This is a genomic window from Thalassovita mangrovi (genome assembly GCF_009857745.1).
Lineage (GTDB): Bacteria > Pseudomonadota > Alphaproteobacteria > Rhodobacterales > Rhodobacteraceae > Thalassobius > Thalassobius mangrovi.
In genome coordinates this window covers 856,144-874,927 of the sequence record NZ_WWEN01000002.1, presented here as the reverse complement: position 1 = coordinate 874,927, position 18,784 = coordinate 856,144, and the positions used below count along the sequence as shown (strand labels likewise).

Annotated in this window: 19 protein-coding genes; 7 read left to right on the top strand and 12 right to left on the bottom strand. The window is 64.3% G+C overall.

Going from position 1 to position 18,784, the window contains the following annotated elements:
* Positions 1 to 135: 135 nt before the first annotated feature.
* Positions 136 to 969, top strand: a complete 834-nt coding sequence (locus GR167_RS05980; protein WP_160972507.1) for an MBL fold metallo-hydrolase — start codon at positions 136 to 138, stop codon at positions 967 to 969.
* A gap of 39 nt (positions 970 to 1,008) precedes the next feature.
* Positions 1,009 to 2,424 carry an FAD-binding oxidoreductase gene (locus GR167_RS05975; RefSeq protein ID WP_160972506.1) on the top strand — a complete coding sequence of 472 codons (1,416 nt, stop codon included), beginning with the start codon at positions 1,009 to 1,011 and terminating at the stop codon, positions 2,422 to 2,424.
* Positions 2,425 to 2,492: 68 nt separating this feature from the next.
* Here GR167_RS05975 and GR167_RS05970 read toward each other — a convergent pair whose 3' ends face one another.
* Positions 2,493 to 3,035 (bottom strand): adenine phosphoribosyltransferase, encoded by a 543-nt coding sequence (locus GR167_RS05970; protein WP_160972505.1) that lies wholly within the window; start codon positions 3,033 to 3,035, stop codon positions 2,493 to 2,495.
* Between the two features lie 337 nt (positions 3,036 to 3,372).
* On the opposite strand from GR167_RS05970, the gene GR167_RS20110 reads away from it, so the two are divergent.
* A complete protein-coding gene (locus GR167_RS20110) occupies positions 3,373 to 3,543 on the top strand; it encodes a hypothetical protein (RefSeq protein ID WP_212769872.1) in 171 nt (56 codons plus the stop codon).
* Between the two features lie 75 nt (positions 3,544 to 3,618).
* Here the strand turns inward: GR167_RS20110 and GR167_RS05965 are convergent, their stop codons facing one another.
* Entirely contained in the window at positions 3,619 to 4,488 is an 870-nt protein-coding gene (locus GR167_RS05965; protein WP_160972504.1) for an S-methyl-5'-thioadenosine phosphorylase, read from the bottom strand.
* A gap of 69 nt (positions 4,489 to 4,557) precedes the next feature.
* A complete protein-coding gene (locus tag GR167_RS05960) occupies positions 4,558 to 5,163 on the bottom strand; it encodes a flavin reductase family protein (RefSeq protein WP_160972503.1) in 606 nt (201 codons plus the stop codon).
* Between the two features lie 116 nt (positions 5,164 to 5,279).
* On the opposite strand from GR167_RS05960, the gene GR167_RS05955 reads away from it, so the two are divergent.
* From GR167_RS05955 to GR167_RS05945, 3 genes are all read left to right on the top strand, one after another.
* Entirely contained in the window at positions 5,280 to 5,768 is a 489-nt protein-coding gene (locus GR167_RS05955; protein ID WP_160972502.1) for a GNAT family N-acetyltransferase, read from the top strand.
* A gap of 51 nt (positions 5,769 to 5,819) precedes the next feature.
* Positions 5,820 to 6,587 carry an EcsC family protein gene (locus tag GR167_RS05950; RefSeq protein WP_160972501.1) on the top strand — a complete coding sequence of 256 codons (768 nt, stop codon included), beginning with the start codon at positions 5,820 to 5,822 and terminating at the stop codon, positions 6,585 to 6,587.
* 63 nt (positions 6,588 to 6,650) lie between these two features.
* The gene (locus GR167_RS05945) at positions 6,651 to 7,811 is read left to right on the top strand and encodes a cytochrome P450 (protein WP_160972500.1); all 1,161 of its coding nucleotides are present in this window, start codon (positions 6,651 to 6,653) and stop codon (positions 7,809 to 7,811) included.
* Between the two features lie 4 nt (positions 7,812 to 7,815).
* Here GR167_RS05945 and ptsP read toward each other — a convergent pair whose 3' ends face one another.
* The 8 genes from ptsP to ectA form a co-directional block, all read right to left on the bottom strand.
* Entirely contained in the window at positions 7,816 to 10,056 is a 2,241-nt protein-coding gene (gene ptsP, locus GR167_RS05940; RefSeq protein ID WP_212769835.1) for a phosphoenolpyruvate--protein phosphotransferase, read from the bottom strand.
* Positions 10,057 to 10,125: 69 nt separating this feature from the next.
* Complete coding sequence (locus tag GR167_RS05935; RefSeq protein WP_160972499.1) at positions 10,126 to 11,364, bottom strand: aspartate kinase; 1,239 nt, start codon at positions 11,362 to 11,364, stop codon at positions 10,126 to 10,128.
* 150 nt (positions 11,365 to 11,514) lie between these two features.
* On the bottom strand, positions 11,515 to 12,159 hold the full coding sequence (locus tag GR167_RS05930) for an SDR family NAD(P)-dependent oxidoreductase (protein WP_160972498.1): 645 nt from the start codon (positions 12,157 to 12,159) through the stop codon (positions 11,515 to 11,517).
* A 58-nt stretch (positions 12,160 to 12,217) separates the two neighbouring features.
* A complete protein-coding gene (locus tag GR167_RS05925; protein ID WP_160972497.1) occupies positions 12,218 to 12,682 on the bottom strand; it encodes a DUF1178 family protein in 465 nt (154 codons plus the stop codon).
* 148 nt (positions 12,683 to 12,830) lie between these two features.
* Entirely contained in the window at positions 12,831 to 14,255 is a 1,425-nt protein-coding gene (locus tag GR167_RS05920) for an aspartate kinase (protein WP_160972496.1), read from the bottom strand.
* Positions 14,256 to 14,269: 14 nt separating this feature from the next.
* Positions 14,270 to 14,683: an ectoine synthase gene (locus tag GR167_RS05915; protein WP_160972495.1), complete on the bottom strand. Its 414-nt coding sequence runs from the start codon at positions 14,681 to 14,683 to the stop codon at positions 14,270 to 14,272.
* Positions 14,684 to 14,688: 5 nt separating this feature from the next.
* Entirely contained in the window at positions 14,689 to 15,975 is a 1,287-nt protein-coding gene (gene ectB / locus GR167_RS05910; RefSeq protein ID WP_160972494.1) for a diaminobutyrate--2-oxoglutarate transaminase, read from the bottom strand.
* Between the two features lie 56 nt (positions 15,976 to 16,031).
* A complete protein-coding gene (gene ectA / locus GR167_RS05905; RefSeq protein WP_160972493.1) occupies positions 16,032 to 16,562 on the bottom strand; it encodes a diaminobutyrate acetyltransferase in 531 nt (176 codons plus the stop codon).
* A 215-nt stretch (positions 16,563 to 16,777) separates the two neighbouring features.
* Between ectA and GR167_RS05900 the strand changes: the two genes are divergently transcribed.
* Positions 16,778 to 17,269 (top strand): MarR family winged helix-turn-helix transcriptional regulator, encoded by a 492-nt coding sequence (locus GR167_RS05900; protein WP_160972492.1) that lies wholly within the window; start codon positions 16,778 to 16,780, stop codon positions 17,267 to 17,269.
* 3 nt (positions 17,270 to 17,272) lie between these two features.
* On the opposite strand, the gene GR167_RS05895 is transcribed toward GR167_RS05900, so the two are convergent.
* Positions 17,273 to 18,661, bottom strand: coding sequence for an SLC13 family permease (locus GR167_RS05895; protein WP_160972491.1), 1,389 nt, complete (start codon positions 18,659 to 18,661; stop codon positions 17,273 to 17,275).
* Between the last annotated feature and the right edge of the window lie 123 nt (positions 18,662 to 18,784).

Sequence of the window (18,784 nt, the reverse complement as noted above, 5' to 3'; positions counted from 1 at the left end):
GACCTGGGGGTGGGCGATCAGCGGTATCCCCGGGACAGGGCGGGCGCCCTACTGGATAGCTGCCGAAAGCGGGCATAAGACGTGACAAATTCCCTGTCCGGCCTATCCTTCCCTTACGGAAGGGAGAACCGCGCCATGATCCGAATTCTCATCCCCCTGATCGCCCTGCTGCTGGCGGGCACCGTCCAGGCCCAGACGCAGTCGCGGGCCCAGCCCCGCAAGCCCAGCCATTGCATCGCAATCGCCGATGCCGCGCCGGGGATCGAATACCTGCACAAGGCGTCGTTCCGCACTCCCTTGCCCGATTACACCGTGCGGATCAGCTATATCTCCCATGCCTCCTTCCTGATCCAGTCGCCCGGCGGCATTGGCGCAGTGACCGATTACACCGGCTTCATCGGCAACGTGGATTACATCCCCGACGCGGTCACCATGAACCACGCCCACGGCACCCACTGGACCGCCGCGCCGGACCCAGCGATCCCGCATGTGCTGCAGGGCTGGGGCCACGATCACGGCGCGGGTATCGACCACTATGTCGAAATCGGCGACATGGTGATCCGCAACGTGCCCACCGATATCCGCTCTGCCGGCGGGATCGAGCCCAAGGGCAATTCCATCTTCGTCTTCGAAGTGGCGGGGCTGTGCATCGGCCACCTGGGGCATCTGCACCATGAACCGGACGCCGCGCAATATGCCGCTCTGGGGCGGCTCGACGTGGTGATGGCACCGGTCGATGGCGGGCTGACGCTCGACCTGCCGACGATGATCCGGGTGCTGCAGCGGCTGCGCTCCTCGGTGGTGATCCCGATGCATTGGTTCGGCGACGGCACCCTGTCGGTCTTCCTGCGCGGCATCGGCAGCGAATTCGAGGTGGTGCAGACCGGCGACAGCGCGCTGGAACTGTCGCTCCGCACCCTGCCGCGCCAGCCCACGGTGATGGTGCTGCAACCGCGTTATCTGCGCTGAGGGCTGGACGGGGCGCGCGATCGTGCTAATCCTGTCGCCATGACCCTGACCCCGGTAACCCCCGCCTTTCTCGACACGCTGCGCACGGATATCCCCGAACGCTGCTTCCGCCCCATCGAGCCGCGCTATCTCGAAGAACCGCGCGGCCACTGGCAGGGCCAGGCCGGGGCCGTCATCGCACCCGAAAGCGCCGATCAGGTGGCCGTGGTGCTGCGCGCGGCCAACGCCGCCCGGATCGGCGTTATCCCCTATGGTGGCGGCACCGGGCTGGTCGGTGGCCAGATCATGACCGACGGCCCCGCACCGCTACTGCTGTCGCTGGAACGGATGACGGCGATCCGCGCCGTCTACCCGGAAGAAAACGTGCTGGTGGCCGAGGCAGGCGCGATCCTGCAGGATGTCCACTCTGCCGCCGAAGCGGTCGACCGGCTGTTCCCGATGACCATCGCCGCAAAGGGATCGGCGCGGATCGGCGGTTGCCTGTCCACCAACGCGGGCGGCGTCAACGTGCTGCGCTACGGCAACACGCGCGAGTTGACCCTGGGGATCGAGGCGGTGCTGCCCGACGGGCGCATCCTGAACGGGCTCACTCGGCTCAGGAAGGACAATACCGGCTACGACCTGCGCGACCTTCTTATCGGGGCCGAGGGCTCCCTGGGCGTCATCACCGCCGCCGCGCTGAAACTGGCGCCGCGCCCGGCGGGCGAAGGCACCGCGCTGATGGTGGTGGAAAGCCCCGCCGCCGCGCTGTCGCTGCTGTCACTGGCGCGCGATCACATGGGCGAAGGCGTGTCGGCCTTCGAGCTGATGCACGGCACCGGGCTCGATTTCCTGGCCGAAAAACTGCCGCAGCTGCGCCGCCCTTTCCCGGAAAACCCGCACTGGATGGTGCTGATCGATGTCGGGCTTGCCCGTGGCCTCGACCCGGCCGAAGCGCTGGAAACGCTGTTCGCCGCCGGACTGGAAGAGGGTCTGGTCTCGGACGGGCTGATCGCCCAGTCCGAACAGCAGCGCCACGAGTTCTGGGAAGTCCGCGAACAGATCCCCGAGGCCAACCGCCTGATCGGCTCGATCAGCTCGCATGACATCTCGCTGCCGCTCAGCGCCATCCCCGACTTCATCGAAAGGGGCGATGCCATCCTGCAGGGCATGGGCGATTTCCGCCTCAACTGCTTCGGCCACCTGGGCGACGGCAACCTGCATTACAACGTCTTCCCGGCCAAGGGGCGGCACAAGACCGATTACCCTGGCGCCCGCGATACGGTGCAGCGCGCGGTGCATGACCTGGTGCATGAATTCGGCGGGTCGTTCAGCGCCGAACACGGGCTGGGGCGGCTGAAGGTGGAGGATCTGGAACGCTACGGCGACCCGGTCAAGCTGCAGATGATGCGCGCCATCAAGACCGCCTTCGACCCGAACGGCATCATGAACCCGGGCGCCGTATTGCGCGCCTGATCCTTCTTCTGTTCAGAAATATCCCGGGGGTTTGGGGGCTGGCCCCCAATCCCGGCCTCACGTCGGCGTCACAGCCCCTCGAAGGCGCACAGCGCATGCACATCCATGCCCATGCCCTCCAGCCGCTTGCGGCCGCCCAGTTCCGGCAGGTCGACCACGAAGGCGCAGCCGACGATCTGCCCGCCCAGCCGTTCGACCAGCTTGATGCCGGCCTCGGCGGTACCGCCGGTGGCCAGCAGGTCGTCGACCAGCAGGATGGTTTCACCCGCCTCGATCGCGTCATCGTGGATCTCGACGATCGCCTCGCCGTATTCCAGCTGGTATTCCTGAGAAATCGTGGTGTGCGGCAGCTTGCCTTTCTTGCGGATCGGCACGAAGCCGGTGCCCAGCTGATGCGCCACCGCGCCGCCCAGGATGAAGCCGCGCGCTTCCAGCCCGACCACCTTGTCGATGCGCCGCCCGGCATAGGGGTGCAGCATCTGGTCCACCGCCATGCGGAACCCGCGCGGATCGGCGAACAGCGTGGTCACGTCGCGGAACATGATCCCCTCATGCGGGAAGTCGACGATGGTGCGGATGTAATCCTTGACGGTTTTTTGGGTCTGCCCCATGGGACGGCCTTTCCTTGAAACGTTTCTCATGCCCCGTTTGACAAGGCCGGGGCGCGGTTTCAAGGGGGCGAAACGACCGACGCCGCCCGAAACGGCGGCGTCGATGGGTTATTTCCGGAAATCCGTGAAAAACCGGTAGAACTTGTTGGACAACCACGGAACGTGCGGCTTGCGCCAATCCATGCGGTCGCGAACAAGCATGCTTTTGGCTGAAACAAGGTTCATTTTGTCTTTCCTTTTCGCCTGTAATGCCGCAGATATCTAACTGTGCAGCTTGTTGCTGTAATATGTATATACACGGTATATGCGGAAAATTCAAGCGCTGCGGGGATGAAGCGTGCCGAAGAAAGACGGGAAGAAGTCTCACAAGAAGGACAGCCAGCTGGTTCTGCGGCTGGACAAGGAAGAACGCGACGCCTTCGTCGAGCTGTGCAAGGAGCTCGACACCAGCGCCGCCCGCGAAATCCGCCGCTTCATCCGGGAGTTCATGAAGGAAAATTCCGAATAGCGGCCCGCGATCCGGCGCAGAGGTGAAAAAGGTCCCGTTGAGGGGCCTTTGTCGTTTGGGGCTATTGCGGATGGTTTACAGAACCCGTCCCGCCACCGCGTCGAGCTTGGCCACTACCGCCGGGTCGCGGGCGTCAGGCGCGGTGAGGATGGCATATTCCAGCGCCCGGTCGCAGCCATGCGGGCAGGCGTCGCGCTCGGCCCCCAGCAGCGCGGGCAGGCGCTTCACCAGGTTGCGGCCCTTGTCGGCATTGCCGGTCAGCGTGGCGATGATGTCGCTGATATCCACTTCGCCGTGATGCGGGTGCCAGCTGTCGTAATCGGTGATCATCGCGACGGAAGCATAGCAAAGTTCGGCCTCGCGGGCCAATTTCGCCTCGGGCATGTTGGTCATGCCGATCACGTCGCAGTCCCAGTTTTCACGGTAGAGCTTGGATTCCGCCAGCGACGAGAACTGCGGCCCTTCCATTGCCAGGTAGGTGCCGCCCTTGTGCACGGTGATCCCGGCATCCTTGGCGGCGGTATAGCACGCGTCGGACAGGCGCGGGCAGGTCGGGTGGGCGACGCTGACATGGGCGACGCAGCCGGTGCCGAAGAAGCTTTTTTCGCGCGCGAAGGTGCGGTCGATGAACTGATCGACGATGACGAAATCACCCGGCGCCATTTCTTCGCGGAACGACCCGCAGGCGGACACCGAAATCACGTCCGTCACGCCCAGCCGTTTCAGCGCGTCGATATTGGCGCGGTAGGGCACGGTGGAGGGCGAATGCACGTGGCCGCGGCCGTGACGCGGCAGGAAGGCCATTTTCACGCCCTCGTAGATGCCGGTCAGGATCTGGTCCGACGGCGCGCCCCAGGGGCCGGTCACGGTGGTCCATTCCGCCTGTTCCAGCCCGTCGATGTCGTAGATGCCAGATCCGCCGATGACGCCGATATAAGTGTCCATGTGCCTGTATCCCCTGTTGATCCCGGGTCAGATTACGCGGCCTTGCCCGGGTGGCAAGCCGTCAGCGCCTTAGTCGTCGGGACGCGACAGCGAAAACAGGTCCTTGACCACGGAATAGTCGCGATAGCCCAGCCGGGCCAGCGGTTGGAACGTGGTGACGTCGAAAACCCCGTCCTTCATGCAATCGTCGCGCAGATGCACGCCGGTCACTTCGCCGATCACCATGCGGTTGGCTTCACCGGCCAGTTCCACGATCTTGTAAAGCTTGCATTCCAGCACCGCCGGGGCGGCGGCGACATAGGAACAGGGAATGGTGCGGCAGTCGGCCTTTTCCAGCCCGGCATGGGCGAATTCGTCGGTCGAGGCGGGCAGGGTGGCGGAGCTGGCATTCATCGCGTCGCGCAGCTCATAGGACACCACATTGACCGCGAAGACGCCGGTGTCGCGGATATTGGCGACGCTGTCCTTGCTGTCGGGCTGATCGGGCTTGTGCCCGGTGGAGCTGAACATCACCTGCGGCGGGGTGTAGGCGATCGCGTTGAAGAAGGAATAGGGCGCCAAGTTGTCATGCCCGTCGCTGCTGCGGGTGGAAATCCACCCGATCGGGCGCGGTGTCACGATGGCGTTGAACGGATTGTGCGGCAACCCGTGTCCGTCTTTCGGTTCATAAAACATCTGCCCGATCGTCTCCTGTTCGCGGCGGCCCTTTGTGGTTTGTGTCAGACCTAGCGTCGTGCTAGGGGCGTTTCCACCCGAAAGTCAAATGCGGGCAGGAAAAAATCGAGGCGCCCTTGTACACGCTGAAACCAGAAACAGCCGAGGATTGGTGGGAAGTCGAGGCGCTTTATGATCTGTGCTTCGCGCCCGGACGGACCGCTTTGTCCTCCTATCGCTTGCGCGACGGGGTCGATCCGGTCAAGGGGCTGTCGCTGGTGGCGCGCGACGAAAACGGCATCCTGGCCGGCGCGATCCGGTTCTGGCCGGTGCTGGTCGGCGGCACGCCCGCGCTTCTGCTGGGGCCGGTGGCGGTGCACCCGACGCGGCAGGGCGAGGGCCTGGGCGGGCTGCTGATCCAGTCCAGCCTGGAACGGGGCCGGGCCGAGGGCTGGGACAGGGTGATGCTGGTGGGCGATGCGCCCTATTACCGCCGCTTCGGATTCGAAAAGCTCGAGGGCGTGATCATGCCGCCGCCGACCAACCCCGACCGGGTGCTGGGATACGCGTTGCGCGACGGCGCCTGGGACGGCGTGAGGGGCGAGGTCACCCGCATCGACGCTTGAATCTGCCGGGGAGATGGCCATTTCTAATGTAGGATAGAAACGGAAACCCCCATGCTGATTGAAAACGCATCGACCGAATTGCTTGATCTGGAAACGGAGCTTGACGCTCTGGCTGCACGTTATCGCGGGGCCGGGGGCGTCGGCATTCAGGTGCTCAACATGATCGGCGGGCAGGCCGAACAGCTGCTGGACCGGCTGCCGGAATCCGTACGCAGCAATCTGGACGGGGCGACCGAAAAGGCGCTGAGCCTGTCGATGAAGGCGGCGCACCGGTCGCGCGGGCTGATCGGGGATCAGCCGGGATGGCTGACCACCACGGTGACCACGGCGATGGGCGCGGCGGGCGGTTTCGGCGGCTTGCCGTCTGCGCTGGCGGAATTGCCGGTGACCACCACCATCCTGCTGCGCGCGATCCAGGGCGTGGCGGCCGAACAGGGCTTCGATCCGGCGGCGGAAAACGTGCAATTCGACTGCATCCGCGTCTTCGCCTCTGCCGGGCCGCTGGATCATGATGACGGGGCCGACACGGCCTTTCTGACCACCCGCTTGACCATGAATGGTGCCACCGTACAGGCCTTGATCTCCAAGGTCGCGCCGCGCCTGGCGCATGTGCTGGGCCAGAAGCTGGCGGCGCAGACGGTGCCGGTGCTGGGAGCGATGGCGGGCGCGGCGACGAATTACGCCTATACCAGCTATTACCAGGACATGGCGCATGTGCATTTCCGCTTGCGCCGCCTGGCGATCGAGGCGGATACGCCGCAGGCCGATCTGGTCGAGGAATTGCGCGCCAGGGTCCGGCCGTGGATTTCCCAAGGCTAGGGCGGTTTCAAATCCCTTGCCGGGGCGCGGCCCCTGTCCCAATCTGGGGCGGGAGGAAATCAAATGTCCAACGCACCGGTTTACGAAATCGATCCCGCCGCCTTCTGGGCCGATCCCTATCCCGATCTGGCGCGGATGCGGGCCGAGGCGCCGATCTGCTTCGTGCCGCAGCTGGGCGCCACGCTGATCACCCGGCGCGACGACATCTTTACCAACGAAAAGAAGATCGAGGTGTTTTCCTCCGACCAGCCCGAGGGGTTGATGACCGTCCTGATGGGGCAGAACATGATGCGCAAGGATGGCGAGGATCACATGCGCGAACGCCGCGCGATTTTCCCCACCGTGTCGCCGAAGACGGTGAAAAACGTGTGGAAGGCCCAGTTTGAAACCGCCACCGCGCGGGCGCTGGACCGGCTGGCGGGGCAGGACCGGGCCGACCTGGTGAAGGATTTCGCGATGGAGGTCAGCGCCGAGGCGCTGAAATCCATCACCGGGCTGACCAACATGGACTGGCGCGAAATGGATAGGGTCAGCCAGGGCATGATCGACGGCTGCGCCAATTACGCGGGCGACCCGGCGGTGATGGCGACGTGCAACGATTGCACCGCCTCGATCGACCGCCATATCGATCAGCGGATTGCGGCGTTGCGGGACGCCCCCGATACGTCGCTGATCGCGGTGCAGCTGCAGGCGGGGATGGATGAGGCGCAGATGCGCGCCAACGTGAAACTGGCGATCTCGGGCGGGCAGAACGAACCGCGCGACGCCATCGCCGGGGCGGCCTGGGCTTTGCTGACACATCCCGAGTGGTTGCGCGCCGCGCGGGCGGGCGACATCACCTGGCTGCAAGTGTTCGAGGAATACGCCCGCTGGATCAGCCCGATCGGCATGTCGCCGCGCCGCATCGCGCAGGAATACGACCTGGACGGGGTGCGTCTGGACCCCGAGGACCGGCTGTTTTTCATGTTCGGATCGGGCAACCGGGACGAAACGGTATTCGCGCGCCCCGATATCTTCGACCCGACGCAGGATATCGCGGCGGCGATTTCATTTGGCGCCGGGCCGCATTTCTGCGCCGGGGCCTGGGCCTCGCGCTGCCTGATCGCCGAAGTGGCGCTGCCGATGCTGTTCGAGCGGTTCCCGGATATGGCGCTGGCGGGCGCGGCACCCTTTGGCGGATGGGCCTTTCGCGGGCCGCTGTCGATGCCGGTGCGGTTGAGCTGAGCGCTCAGGCCTGGTTGCGCAGATAGTCCAGCGCGGAGGTGCGCACCGATTGTTCGCCGCGCCGTCCGGCATCCTCGATCACCCGGCGCAGACCGTCCAGATCGACATTGCGCAGGATGTTCTTGACCGGCCCGATCGAGGCCGGGCGCATCGACAGGGTGCGTATCCCCATCGCGGCAAGGCAGACCGCCTCGACCGGGCGGCCGGCGTCTTCGCCGCAGAAGCTCAACGCGGTGCCGGAGGCGTCGCAGCGTTTCACGATCCCTTCGAGGAAGGTCAGGAAGCTGACATTCAGCGTGTCGTAGCGCCGCCGCACCCGTTCGTTTTCCCGGTCCGCGGCGAAGAAGAACTGCTTCAGGTCGTTACCACCGATCGACAGGAAATCGACCTCTTCGTAGAACTTGTCCGGCGCGAAGGCGAGCGACGGCGTTTCCAGCATCGCACCCACTTCCAGCTTTTCCGGCAGCGGATGGCCGAGGATGCGTTCGCGTTCCAGCGCCTTGTTCATCTCGGCCTTGGCGGCGATGAATTCTTCGTATTGCGCGACGAAGGGGAACATGATCGACAGCGGCCGGCCATTCGCCGCGCGCAGCAGCGCCTGCAACTGCATCCGCATCACGCCCGGCTTGTCCAGCCCGACCCGGATGGCGCGCCAGCCAAGCGCCGGGTTGGGTTCGTCGTGCGGCTTCATGTAGGGCAACACCTTGTCCGACCCGATATCCAGCGTGCGGAACACCACACGCTTGCCCTTGGCGGCATCCAGAACCTTGGCGTAAAGCGCCGACAGTTCCGACCGTTTCGGCATCTGGTTGCGCACCAGGAATTGCAATTCGGTGCGGAACAGGCCCACGCCTTCGGCGCCGGAGCCTTCCAGCGACGGCAGGTCGGCCATCAGACCGGCATTCATCTTCAGCGTGATCGTCTTGCCGCATTTGGTCAGCGCGGGCTTGTCACGGATCGAGGCATAGCGTTCCTGCGCCTTGGCCTGCATCGCGATCTTGTCGCGGAAGGCGGCGACGACGGTGTCGTCGGGGCGCAGGTGCACGATGCCCTGATCGCCATCGACCATGATGTGGTCGCCGTTCAGCGCCTCGGTCACCAACCCCTGGGCGTGGATGACCAGCGGGATCGCCAGCGCGCGCGCCACGATGGCGGCGTGGCTGCCGACCGATCCTTCCTCCAGCACGATGCCTTTCAGCGACCGTCCGTAATCGAGCAGTTCCGCCGGGCCGATATTGCGCGCGATCAGGATCGGGTCGGTGGGCATTTCCGCCCCGGTATTCGTCCCTTGCCCGGTCAGGATGCGCAGCAGCCGGTTCGAAAGGTCGTCGAGATCGTGCAACCGGTCGCGCAGATAGGCGTCGGTGACCTGGCTCAGCCGGGCGCGGGCGGTGGATTGTTCCTTTTCCACAGCCGCCTCGGCCGACAGCCCGCGGCTGATGTCTTCTTCCATCCGCCGCATCCAGCCCTTGGAATTGGCGAACATCCGGTAGGCTTCGAGCACCTGCACCTGTTCGGCATCCCCGCCCGAGGCCCCGGCGAGCATCTGATCGACGCCGATGCGCAGGGTATCCACCGCTTCGTGCAGCCGGGTCAGTTCCTTATGCGGGTCCTCGGCGATCGGGTTGGTCACCACCACGCGCGGTTCGTGCAGCCAGACATGGCCCTCGGCGGCGCCTTCCTGCCCGGTGGTGCCGCGGAGCAGCACCGATTGCTGGTGTCGCGCGGACAGCGCCGCACCTTCACCGACGAAGGCGCCCAGTTCGGTCATCTCGGCCAGAACCATGGCGACGACTTCCAGCGCATAGACCTCGTCGGCGGAAAATTCGCGTGCCTGTTTCGACTGCACCACCAGCACGCCGAGCATTTCGCCCAGCCGCTGCACCGGCACGCCGAGGAAGGAGGAATAAATCTCCTCCCCGGTTTCGGGCATGTAGCGGAACCCCTTGGCGGAGGGCGCGTCGGCTTCGTTAACCACGTTTCCGGATTTGGCGACCCGGCCGACAAGCCCTTCGCCCACCTTCATCCGGGTTTCGTGCACCGCCTCGGGCTTCAGGCCCTCGGTGGCGCAGAGTTCCAGCGTTTCGGCGTCGCGGAACAGGTAGACTGAGCACACTTCGGTGCCCATCGAATCGGCGATCAGGTGGGTGATGTTGTCCAGCCGCGCCTGGCCGGCGCGGTCTTCGGCCATCGCATCGCGCAGACGGCGCAGCAGTTTACGGCTTTCCGTTTCGGTTCCGTCCATTATCCAACATCAACCCGTTTCGGCACGACCGGTCACCTCGTACGCCGACCCTCGGGCGGGCGCATCGGTTCAGGCCGCTTTATCCAGTTCAAACGCATCATGCAGCGACTGGACGGCAAGTTCCAAGTATTTCCGATCGATCAGGACGGAAATTTTTATCTCGGAAGTTGCAATGACCTTGATGTTGATACCCTCATCCGAGAGTGTCTTGAACATCTTGGCGGCGACGCCCGACTGCGACCGCATGCCGATGCCCACCGCGGAGACCTTGCAAACATCGGTATCCGCGACCAGTTCGTGGAAATTGATGTCGCCGCGGTCCTTGGCTTCGTTCAGCGCCTTTTCGGCCCGCAGCACCTGATCGGTGGGGCAGGAAAAGGTCATGTCGGTGCGGCCTTCCTCGGCGATGTTCTGGATGATCATGTCGACATTGACGCCGGCGTCGGACAGCGGCCCGAAGATGGCGGCGGCGATGCCCGGGCGGTCGGCGACCGAGATGAGGGTCATCTTAGCTTCATCGCGCGAATAGGCGATGCCGGATACAGGGCGGTTTTCCATGGATTCCTCCTCGGCGCAGACAAGCGTGCCTGCCTCATCAGACGGTTCTTCGAACGAGCTCAGCACGCGCAGCTTGACCTTGTAGCGCATCGCCAGTTCGACGGATCGGGTTTGCAGGACCTTCGCACCGAGCGAGGCCAGTTCGAGCATTTCCTCGAAGGAAATCTTGTGCAGCTTGCGGGCCTTCGAGCTGATCCGCGGGTCGGTGGTATAAACCCCGTCCACGTCGGTATAGATATCGCAGCGTTCCGCGTCGAAAGCGGCGGCGAAGGCCACCGCCGTGGTGTCCGACCCGCCGCGGCCCAGCGTGGTGATGCGGCCCTCGGGGCTGATGCCCTGGAACCCGGCGACCACGGCCACCTTCATGCCCTCGCCGAACTTGGCGGTGATGTTTTCCGGCGGGATCTCCTCGATCCGGGCATTGGCGTGGGCGTCGGTGGTTTTCACCGGCACCTGCCAGCCCTGCCAACTGCGCGCCGGCACGCCCATTTCCTGCAGCGTCAGCGCCATCAGACCGGCGGTGACGTTTTCGCCGGAGGACACGACGGCATCGTATTCACGCGCGTCGTAAAGCGGCGAGGTTTCGTTGACCCAGCCGACCAGTTCGTTGGTCTTGCCGGACATGGCCGACACGATGACGATCACGTCATAGCCCTTGGCCACTTCCAGCCCCACCCGCTTGGCGGCGCGTTTGATCCGGTCGAGCGTGGCGACGGAGGTGCCGCCGAATTTCATCACGAGAACGGGCATGGTTTTCCTTGGTCCCTTCAATCGCGCCGGGTTTATGCAAAGCGGGGGCCAAGGGCAAGAGGATTAGAAGGGGCGGGGCGGAGTAGGATCGCCTATTTGTGTCTGAAATACTGACCTTTCGGCTGTTAGAGCCAGCCGCGCGTCACAGCCTCAATAGGCGTGATCGCGCCCGTCCCAGGTGCGGAAACAGCCGGTCGTTTCGGGGCCCAGTTCGGTGAAGCGATCCATCAACCCGCTGGCGGCTTCCTCCACCGTGATATCGGCCGCCTCGCCGCCCATGTCGGTTTTCACCCAGCCGGGGTGGTAGATGCCCACCGAAATATCCAGCCCCTTCAGGTCGGCCGCCAGGTTGCGGCCCAGGTTCAGCACCGCCGCCTTGGAGGCGCGGTAGATATAGCTGCCGCCCGGCGCGCGCGTGTGCGACGCCATCTGCGACGAGATGATCGCGATTTTTGCCCCGGGTGTCATCTGCAGGTTGGGCAGCAGCGTCTGGACCGTCAGGAACACGCCGGTGACATTGGCGGCGAAGCTTTCGGCCCACATTTCCGCCGGATAGCCCCCGGCCAGCGATTGCCCCTTGTCGAGGTACACCCCGGCATTGCAGATCAGCAGGTCGGCCGGTTTGCCGTCCATCGCCTGCGCCAGTCCGGCGAATTGATCGGGCTTGGTCACATCCAGCGGCAGGTAGGCGTCGCCCGCGCGCGCGGTACCGGTCACCTCGTGGCCCTGATCGCGGTAATTGGAAAAAAGCTGATGGCCGATCCCGCGATTGGCGCCGGTGATGATGACATGCATGGGAATGCCTCTCGCTACTTGCGGTTGAGACCTTTGGTCCCAGATAGGTTTTCTTCTGTCAATTGGTTTTGCGGCCGGGGCGGAAGGGCAGGGGGGTGACGGGCACCCCGTCCTCGATCAGCTGCTTGGCCTCTTCCAGCTTCGCCTCGCCATAGATCGCCCGTTCGGGCGCGTCGCCTTCGTGCATGGCGCGGGCTTCGCGGACGAATTTGTCGCCGACATATTCGGAATTCTTCTCGATCTCGCGCTTGAGTTCCGACAGCGCCTGTTCGGCCACGCTAGCCGGTTCGCTGAGCCTGGCGGGCGGTTGCGGCTGGTCTTCGGGTGCGGCGTCGGATTGTGCCGGTTGCGCTGTGCGCGACGGGCGCACGCGCGGTGCCATGATCGCCTTTTGCACATCGCTGCAGCCGCAGATGCTGCAGGTGACCATCCCGGCGGCTTTCAGCTTGTCGAAGGCTTCGGCGGATTGGAACCAGCTGTCGAACCGGTGGTCTTGCGCACATTTCAAAGAGTACTGAATCATGAGATTTTTCCGTGCCTCAGGCTGATCATTAGATAGCAGAAGGATGGGGCGGATCAATCCCGGTTCCGAAAGTCGCCTCAAAGGAAAAGCCCGCGCACCGTCGATGGGGGCGCGGGCTTTTGGTCCGGTTCCACCGCGAGGCCCGGGGTCATGCGGCCTTGCGCAGGGCCTTTTTCGGGGTCACGATGAAGGCGTCGTGCAGCGCCTTGATCACCGGTTTCAGGTCATCGCGTTCGACAATGAACTGGGTGTCGACATTTCGTGGCCCCTGGCTTGCGCCGACCGCTTCCATGCCGTTTTCGGCAATCGCCTGCAGCCCCCGGGTCAGCACCGACAGCCCGCTCAGATCGCGCCCGATGACCGAGGCCAGCGCCAGCTTGCGGCTGGTAATGGTCGCCTGCGGATAGCGTTCGGCCAGATCCTTTTCGACCCGCCGCATCGCTTTCAGCGAGGTGTCGAGGTAATGGGTGATCGTGTTGGCGTTCGACACTTTCGACACGATGCGCACGTCGTGACGGGTCAGCACGTCGAGGATCGCGGCGTCATAGCCCTTGACCCCCACCATATCCTGTTCGAACAGTTCCAGCGCGATGATGTTCAGCCCGGTGACGATTTCCACCTCGGGCGCCTCGGCCGGCTGGTCGTCGATCAAAGTGCCCGGGTCGCCCGGATCGAACGCATTGGTGACGCGCAGCGGCACCTCGGCCTGGCGCAGGGTTTTCGCCGCCTTGGGGTGGATCGCCTCCATCCCCATGTTGGACAGCTGGTCGGCCACGTCGTAATTGGTCCGGCCCAGCTTGCGCACGTTGTCCTGACCAACCAGGTTCGGATCGGCCGAGGACAGGTGAAATTCCTTGTGGATGATCGCTTCGTGCGCGCCGGTCAGCGCGGCGAGCCGCGAAAAGGTCACTTCGGAATAGCCGCGGTCATATTCGCGCATCAGGCCTTCGGCGCATTGGGCGTAACCGGTCACGATCGGCATTTCGACACCCGGATCGATGCCCGCCATCGCCGAATTGATCCGTTCGTCCAGCGTCACCTCGCCGTCGTCGCGCCAGCCGGACAGGTCGACCAGCCGCGCGTTCACGCCGTGGCGTTGCAGCATCAACGTGGTGACCATCGCCGAATGCGCCTCGCCCAGGCCGGACAGCAATTCGCGGATTTGCAGCATGTGTTCGGCAAGCCGGAAATGGCCGTAGGAACACAGGCGCTGCAGGTCGATCAGGCAGTTGCGCGCGCCCTCGATGCGTTCCTGCACGAATTGCGTGGCGCGTTCACGGTCGGCATCGTGATCGAGAACCGCGTCGTGGGCCTCGATCATCGCCGCCGACACCCGGTCCAGCGCTTCGTGCCAGCCATGATCGGAATCGGCGTTGGCGAACAGCGCGTAAACCCCGGCCTCGCCGGTTTTCTTGTGTTCCAGCAGCAGGTTGGTGATGCCGCCAAAGGCCGACACCACGAAGACGCGGCCGTAAAGCGCGTCGCCCTCGCGGGTGCCGATGAACAGGGTGTCGCGCAAAGTATCGATCCGCGACATGGAGGTGCCGCCGATTTTTTCAACGGTATGGGTCATGGGATAACTCCGGATTACTCCGCCGGTTGCTCCGCCAGGTCCTCGGCCGGGGCGTAGGACCCGTCTTCGCGGTGCACCTCGGTGCCGGTGACCGGGGGATTGAAGACGCAGGCCATCACCAGTTCTTCCTCGGCACGCAGGATGTGGCGGTCGTGTTCGTTCAGCGCATACATGACGCCCGGTTCGATATGGTGGGTTTCGCCGGTGGCCAGGTCGGTGATCGACCCCTTGCCCTGCATGCAATAGACGCTTTCGAAATGGTTCTTGTATTCGAACGTGTGTTCCGACCCTTCCTGCAGGAAGGTGATGTGGAAGGAAAAGCCCATCCCGTCATCGGCCAGCAGCATCCGCACGCTGGTCCATTGTGCGTCCGATACGACACGGTCGCGTTCATCCTGAACGATCTTGTTGAAGTCTCTGACGATCATTTGCGTTACTCCGCTGCGAATTTCATGTCTGTTACGGTGTCGCGCACGGCATCCATCAGGATGTTCAGCCCCTTGCGCAGCACGGTGTCGGGGGTGGTGAGAGGGGCCAGGATCTTGACCACCTCGTCGTTCGGACCCGAGGTTTCGATCACCAGCCCGTTGTCATAGGCGCGGCGGCAGATCGCGGCGGCCAGATCGCCCGATCCGACATCGACGCCGCGCATCAGCCCGCGGCCCTTCAGCCGCGCGCCCGGCACCATTTCGGAAATGGCGGCCAGACCCGACAGGATTATCCGTTCCTTCTGCTTCAGCTGCTCCTGGAAGCTGTCATCGGCCCAGAATTTTTCGATCGCGATCCGGGCGGTGACGAAGGCGTGGGTGTTGCCCCGGAAGGTGCCGTTATGTTCGGCCGGGCCGAACTTGTCGTGTTCCGGGCGCACCAGCATCAGCGCCATCGGCAGGCCGAAGCCCGAGATGGATTTCGCCATGGTGACGATATCGGGCATCACGCCGAAGTCTTCGAAGGAAAAGAAGCTGCCGGCGCGGCCGCACCCGGCCTGCACATCGTCGATGATCAGCAGTGCGCCGTGGTCCTTGGCGATCCTGGCGACACGGCGGACCCATTCGGCGCTGGCGGCGTTCAGCCCGCCTTCGCCCTGGATGGTTTCGAACATGATCGCGGCGGGCGGCTCCACGCCCGAGGACGGGTCGCCCAGCATCTTTTCCAGCATCAAAGCGGTGTCGATATCCGACCCCATGTAGCCCTCGAAGGGCAGGCGGGTCACGCCTGCCAGGACGATGCCCGCGCCGCCACGGTGATAGCCGTTGCCGGTGGCCGACAGCGCGCCTTGGGTAACGCCGTGGAAACCGTTGGTGAAGGCGACGATGTTGGTGCGGCCGGTGACCTTGCGGGCCAGCTTCATCGCCGCCTCGACGGCGTTGGCGCCGGTCGGGCCGGTGAACATCACCCGGTGGTCCATGTTGCGCGGCTTCAGGATGTGCGTTTCGAACGCGGTCAGGAACCGGGCCTTGACCTCGGTATGCAGGTCCAGACCGTGGGCGATCCCGTCACCTGCGATATGATCGATCAGTGCCTGTTTCATATCCGGGTCGTTATGGCCGTAGTTCAGCGACGAACAACCGGCCAGGAAATCGATGTAGCGGTTGCCGTCGGCGTCGATCAGTTCGGAACCGGCCGCCTGGGAAAAGACGGCGTCGAAGCCGCGGCAATAGGAACGCGCCTCGGATTCGCGGCGCTGGAATACGGTGGGGTCGGACGGAGACGTCAACATATGACTTCCTTCGGGTAACTTGATGGGAAAGGTGAGGGCCGGCTGGCGCCACATGATCAGGCGGCGGCGCGCATCTGCTGCTTCAGGGTGATCGTGACCATGTTTTCGGTCGCGTGAAGATCGCGGAAGTGCAGGGCCTGGGTGAAATAAGGGGCTGAGTCGATCTCCGCCTCCCTGACGCGCGCGAATTTGCGGAACAGCGACCAGGACGCGTCATTGTCGCTGGTGATCGTAGTCTGGACCCGGCGGACAGTGTCGCAGGCGTCACGGCCGAGGATGCTTTGCAGCATCGCGTTGCCCAGCCCCATGCCACGCGCAGTTTTGGCGACGGCGACCTGCCAGATGAACAGCGTCTCGGGATCGTAGGGCAGGATGTAGCCGGAAATCCAACCGGTGATTTCGCCGTCCAGCTCGGCCACCACGCAGGTTTCGCGGAAGTGATCGCACTGGATCAGGTTGCAATACATGGAGTTCTCATCGAGCGGTTTGCAGCTGCGCACGAGCCCCCAGATATCCGCGCCGTCTTCTGCGCGGGGCTCTCGGAGAGTCGGGAGTGCTTTGCCTTCTGGACTCCGTGTGTGTCGCATTGCGTGAACTGGCTCCTTTATTGCTTCGAGAGGCTAAATAACACCTGCTTCCAAAAAATTCAACAGCCTAACTAAAAATGGGTCAATACCCCTTGTTTTGCTTGGAAAAACTGCAGAATTCCGCCTTTTTATACTTCGAAATACTAAATTATTATTGTGTTGATGTGCGAAGGAACTGTTTCTATCCTTTCGCAGTTCTATCTTAGGGGCGTGTCATGGATCGCGTTGACGTCAGTCTGATTGCACTTCGCCGCATCATGCGGGCGACAGAATTGTTCGGGCGGGAACTGGCCCAGTCTTCCGGCGTGACGGCGGTTCAGTTCCGCGTACTGCAGATCGTAGGCGAAAAGGGGCTGACCACAGCGAAAGAGATTTCGCAGCGCATGCGGGTGTCGCAGGCCACCGTGACCTCGCTGGTCGACAAGCTGGTCAAGCAGGGGCTGGTCAGCCGGGAAAAATCCTCGGTCGACCGTCGGCAGACCAATATCGTGCTGACCGACAAGGGGCAGCAGACGCTGCGCGACGCGCCCGATCCGCTACAGCAGCGCTTCGTGCGCAAGTTTTCCGCGATGGAGGACTGGGAACAGGCGATGCTGGTGGCGTCGCTGGAACGGGTCGCCTCGATGCTGGATGCCGAGGATATCGATGCCTCGCCGGTTCTGGATACCGGCGACATCCACCGGGCGACGCCTGACGTCGGCGGATAAGGTTCAGCCGAAGAAGACCGGGGCCAGCACAACGCCCGCCGCCACCGCCACCGCGATCCCGATCACGTCCAGCAGAGCGCCCGCGCGCAGCATGTCGCCGCGCGTCACCGAGGGGTTGCTGAACACGATGGCGTTGGGCGGCGTGGCCACCGGCAGCATGAAGCCCACCGAGGCGGACAGCGCAACCGGCAGCATGAAGATCACCGGATCGGCCCCCAGCGTCGCCGCTGCCGCCCCCGCGATGGGCAGGAAAATCGCCGCCATCGCAGTGTTGCTGGCTAATTCGCCGACATAGACGATCAGCGCTGCGATCACCAGCAGCAGCAGGATTTGCGGTAAGTGATCGATGGTGTCGATCTTGCCGCCGATCCATCCCGCCAGCCCGGTCTGATCCAGCGTCCCGGCCAGGGCCAGCCCGCCGCCGAACAGGATCAGCACGTCCCAGCGAAGCCCCGCCGCGGTGTCCCAGTCCAGCAGCCTGCCGTCCTTGCCGTCAGGGGAGATGAACAGCGCCATCGCCGCCAGCATCGCGATGCCCGCATCCGACAGCACCAGTGACGGCAGCAGCCATTCCAGCAGTGGCCGGGCGATCCAGGCCAGCGCGGTCAGCGCGGCGATCACCGCGACGCGCTTTTCCGCCACGCTCATCGGTCCGTCCTGATTGCCGAAGGACAGGCTCAGCTCCTCGGCCCGCAGCCCCGGGGTGAGCCGCGACAGCACCAGCCAGGCCGCCGCCAGCAGCACCAGCGACACCGGAACCCCGATGGCCGCCCATTGCGCGAACCCGATCTCGATCCCGTAGGCGGAATTGACATGGGCGGCGAAGATCGCGTTGGGCGGGGTGCCGATCAGCGATCCCATCCCGCCGATGGTGGCGGCGAATGCCACCCCCAGCATCAGCGCGGTGCCGAAACGCGGCCGGTCGGGCTGCGACGCGGCGATGGCGGCGGCAATCGGCGCGATCACCATGGTCGAGGCGGTGTTGCTGATCCACAGGCTGAGAAAGGCGGTGGTCGCCATCACCGCGGCCAGGATATGCGTCGGCCGCTTGCCTGCGGCGCCCAGCAGCGCGATGGCCAGCCGCCGGTGCAGCCCGCAGCGTTCGATCGCCCGGGCCAGAAGGAAGCCGCCAAGGAACAGGATGATCAGCGGATTGCTGTAATGCGCCGATACCTCGGCGATGCCGGAAATGCCCAGAAGCGGTGCGGCGGCCAGCGGCAGCAGGGCGGTTACCGACAGCGGCAGGGCCTCGGACAGCCACCAGGCGGCCATGGTCAGGGCCAGCCCGGCGGCCAGCCACGCCGCATCGGGCATCCCCGCCGGGGCGGGCAGGATGACCGGCAGGATCAGCAGCAGAAGACCAAGCGCGATAGCGGATGATTTGAAGCTCATGGCGGCACCCTAGCAGCGCCTGCGGGATTGAAAAGGCCCGGCAGGTGCGGCCCCCAGCACGGTGCGGCTTTCCTGTCCTTGACGTCGAAGAGGTCATGGACAAATCCGCGCCAATCCGCACCA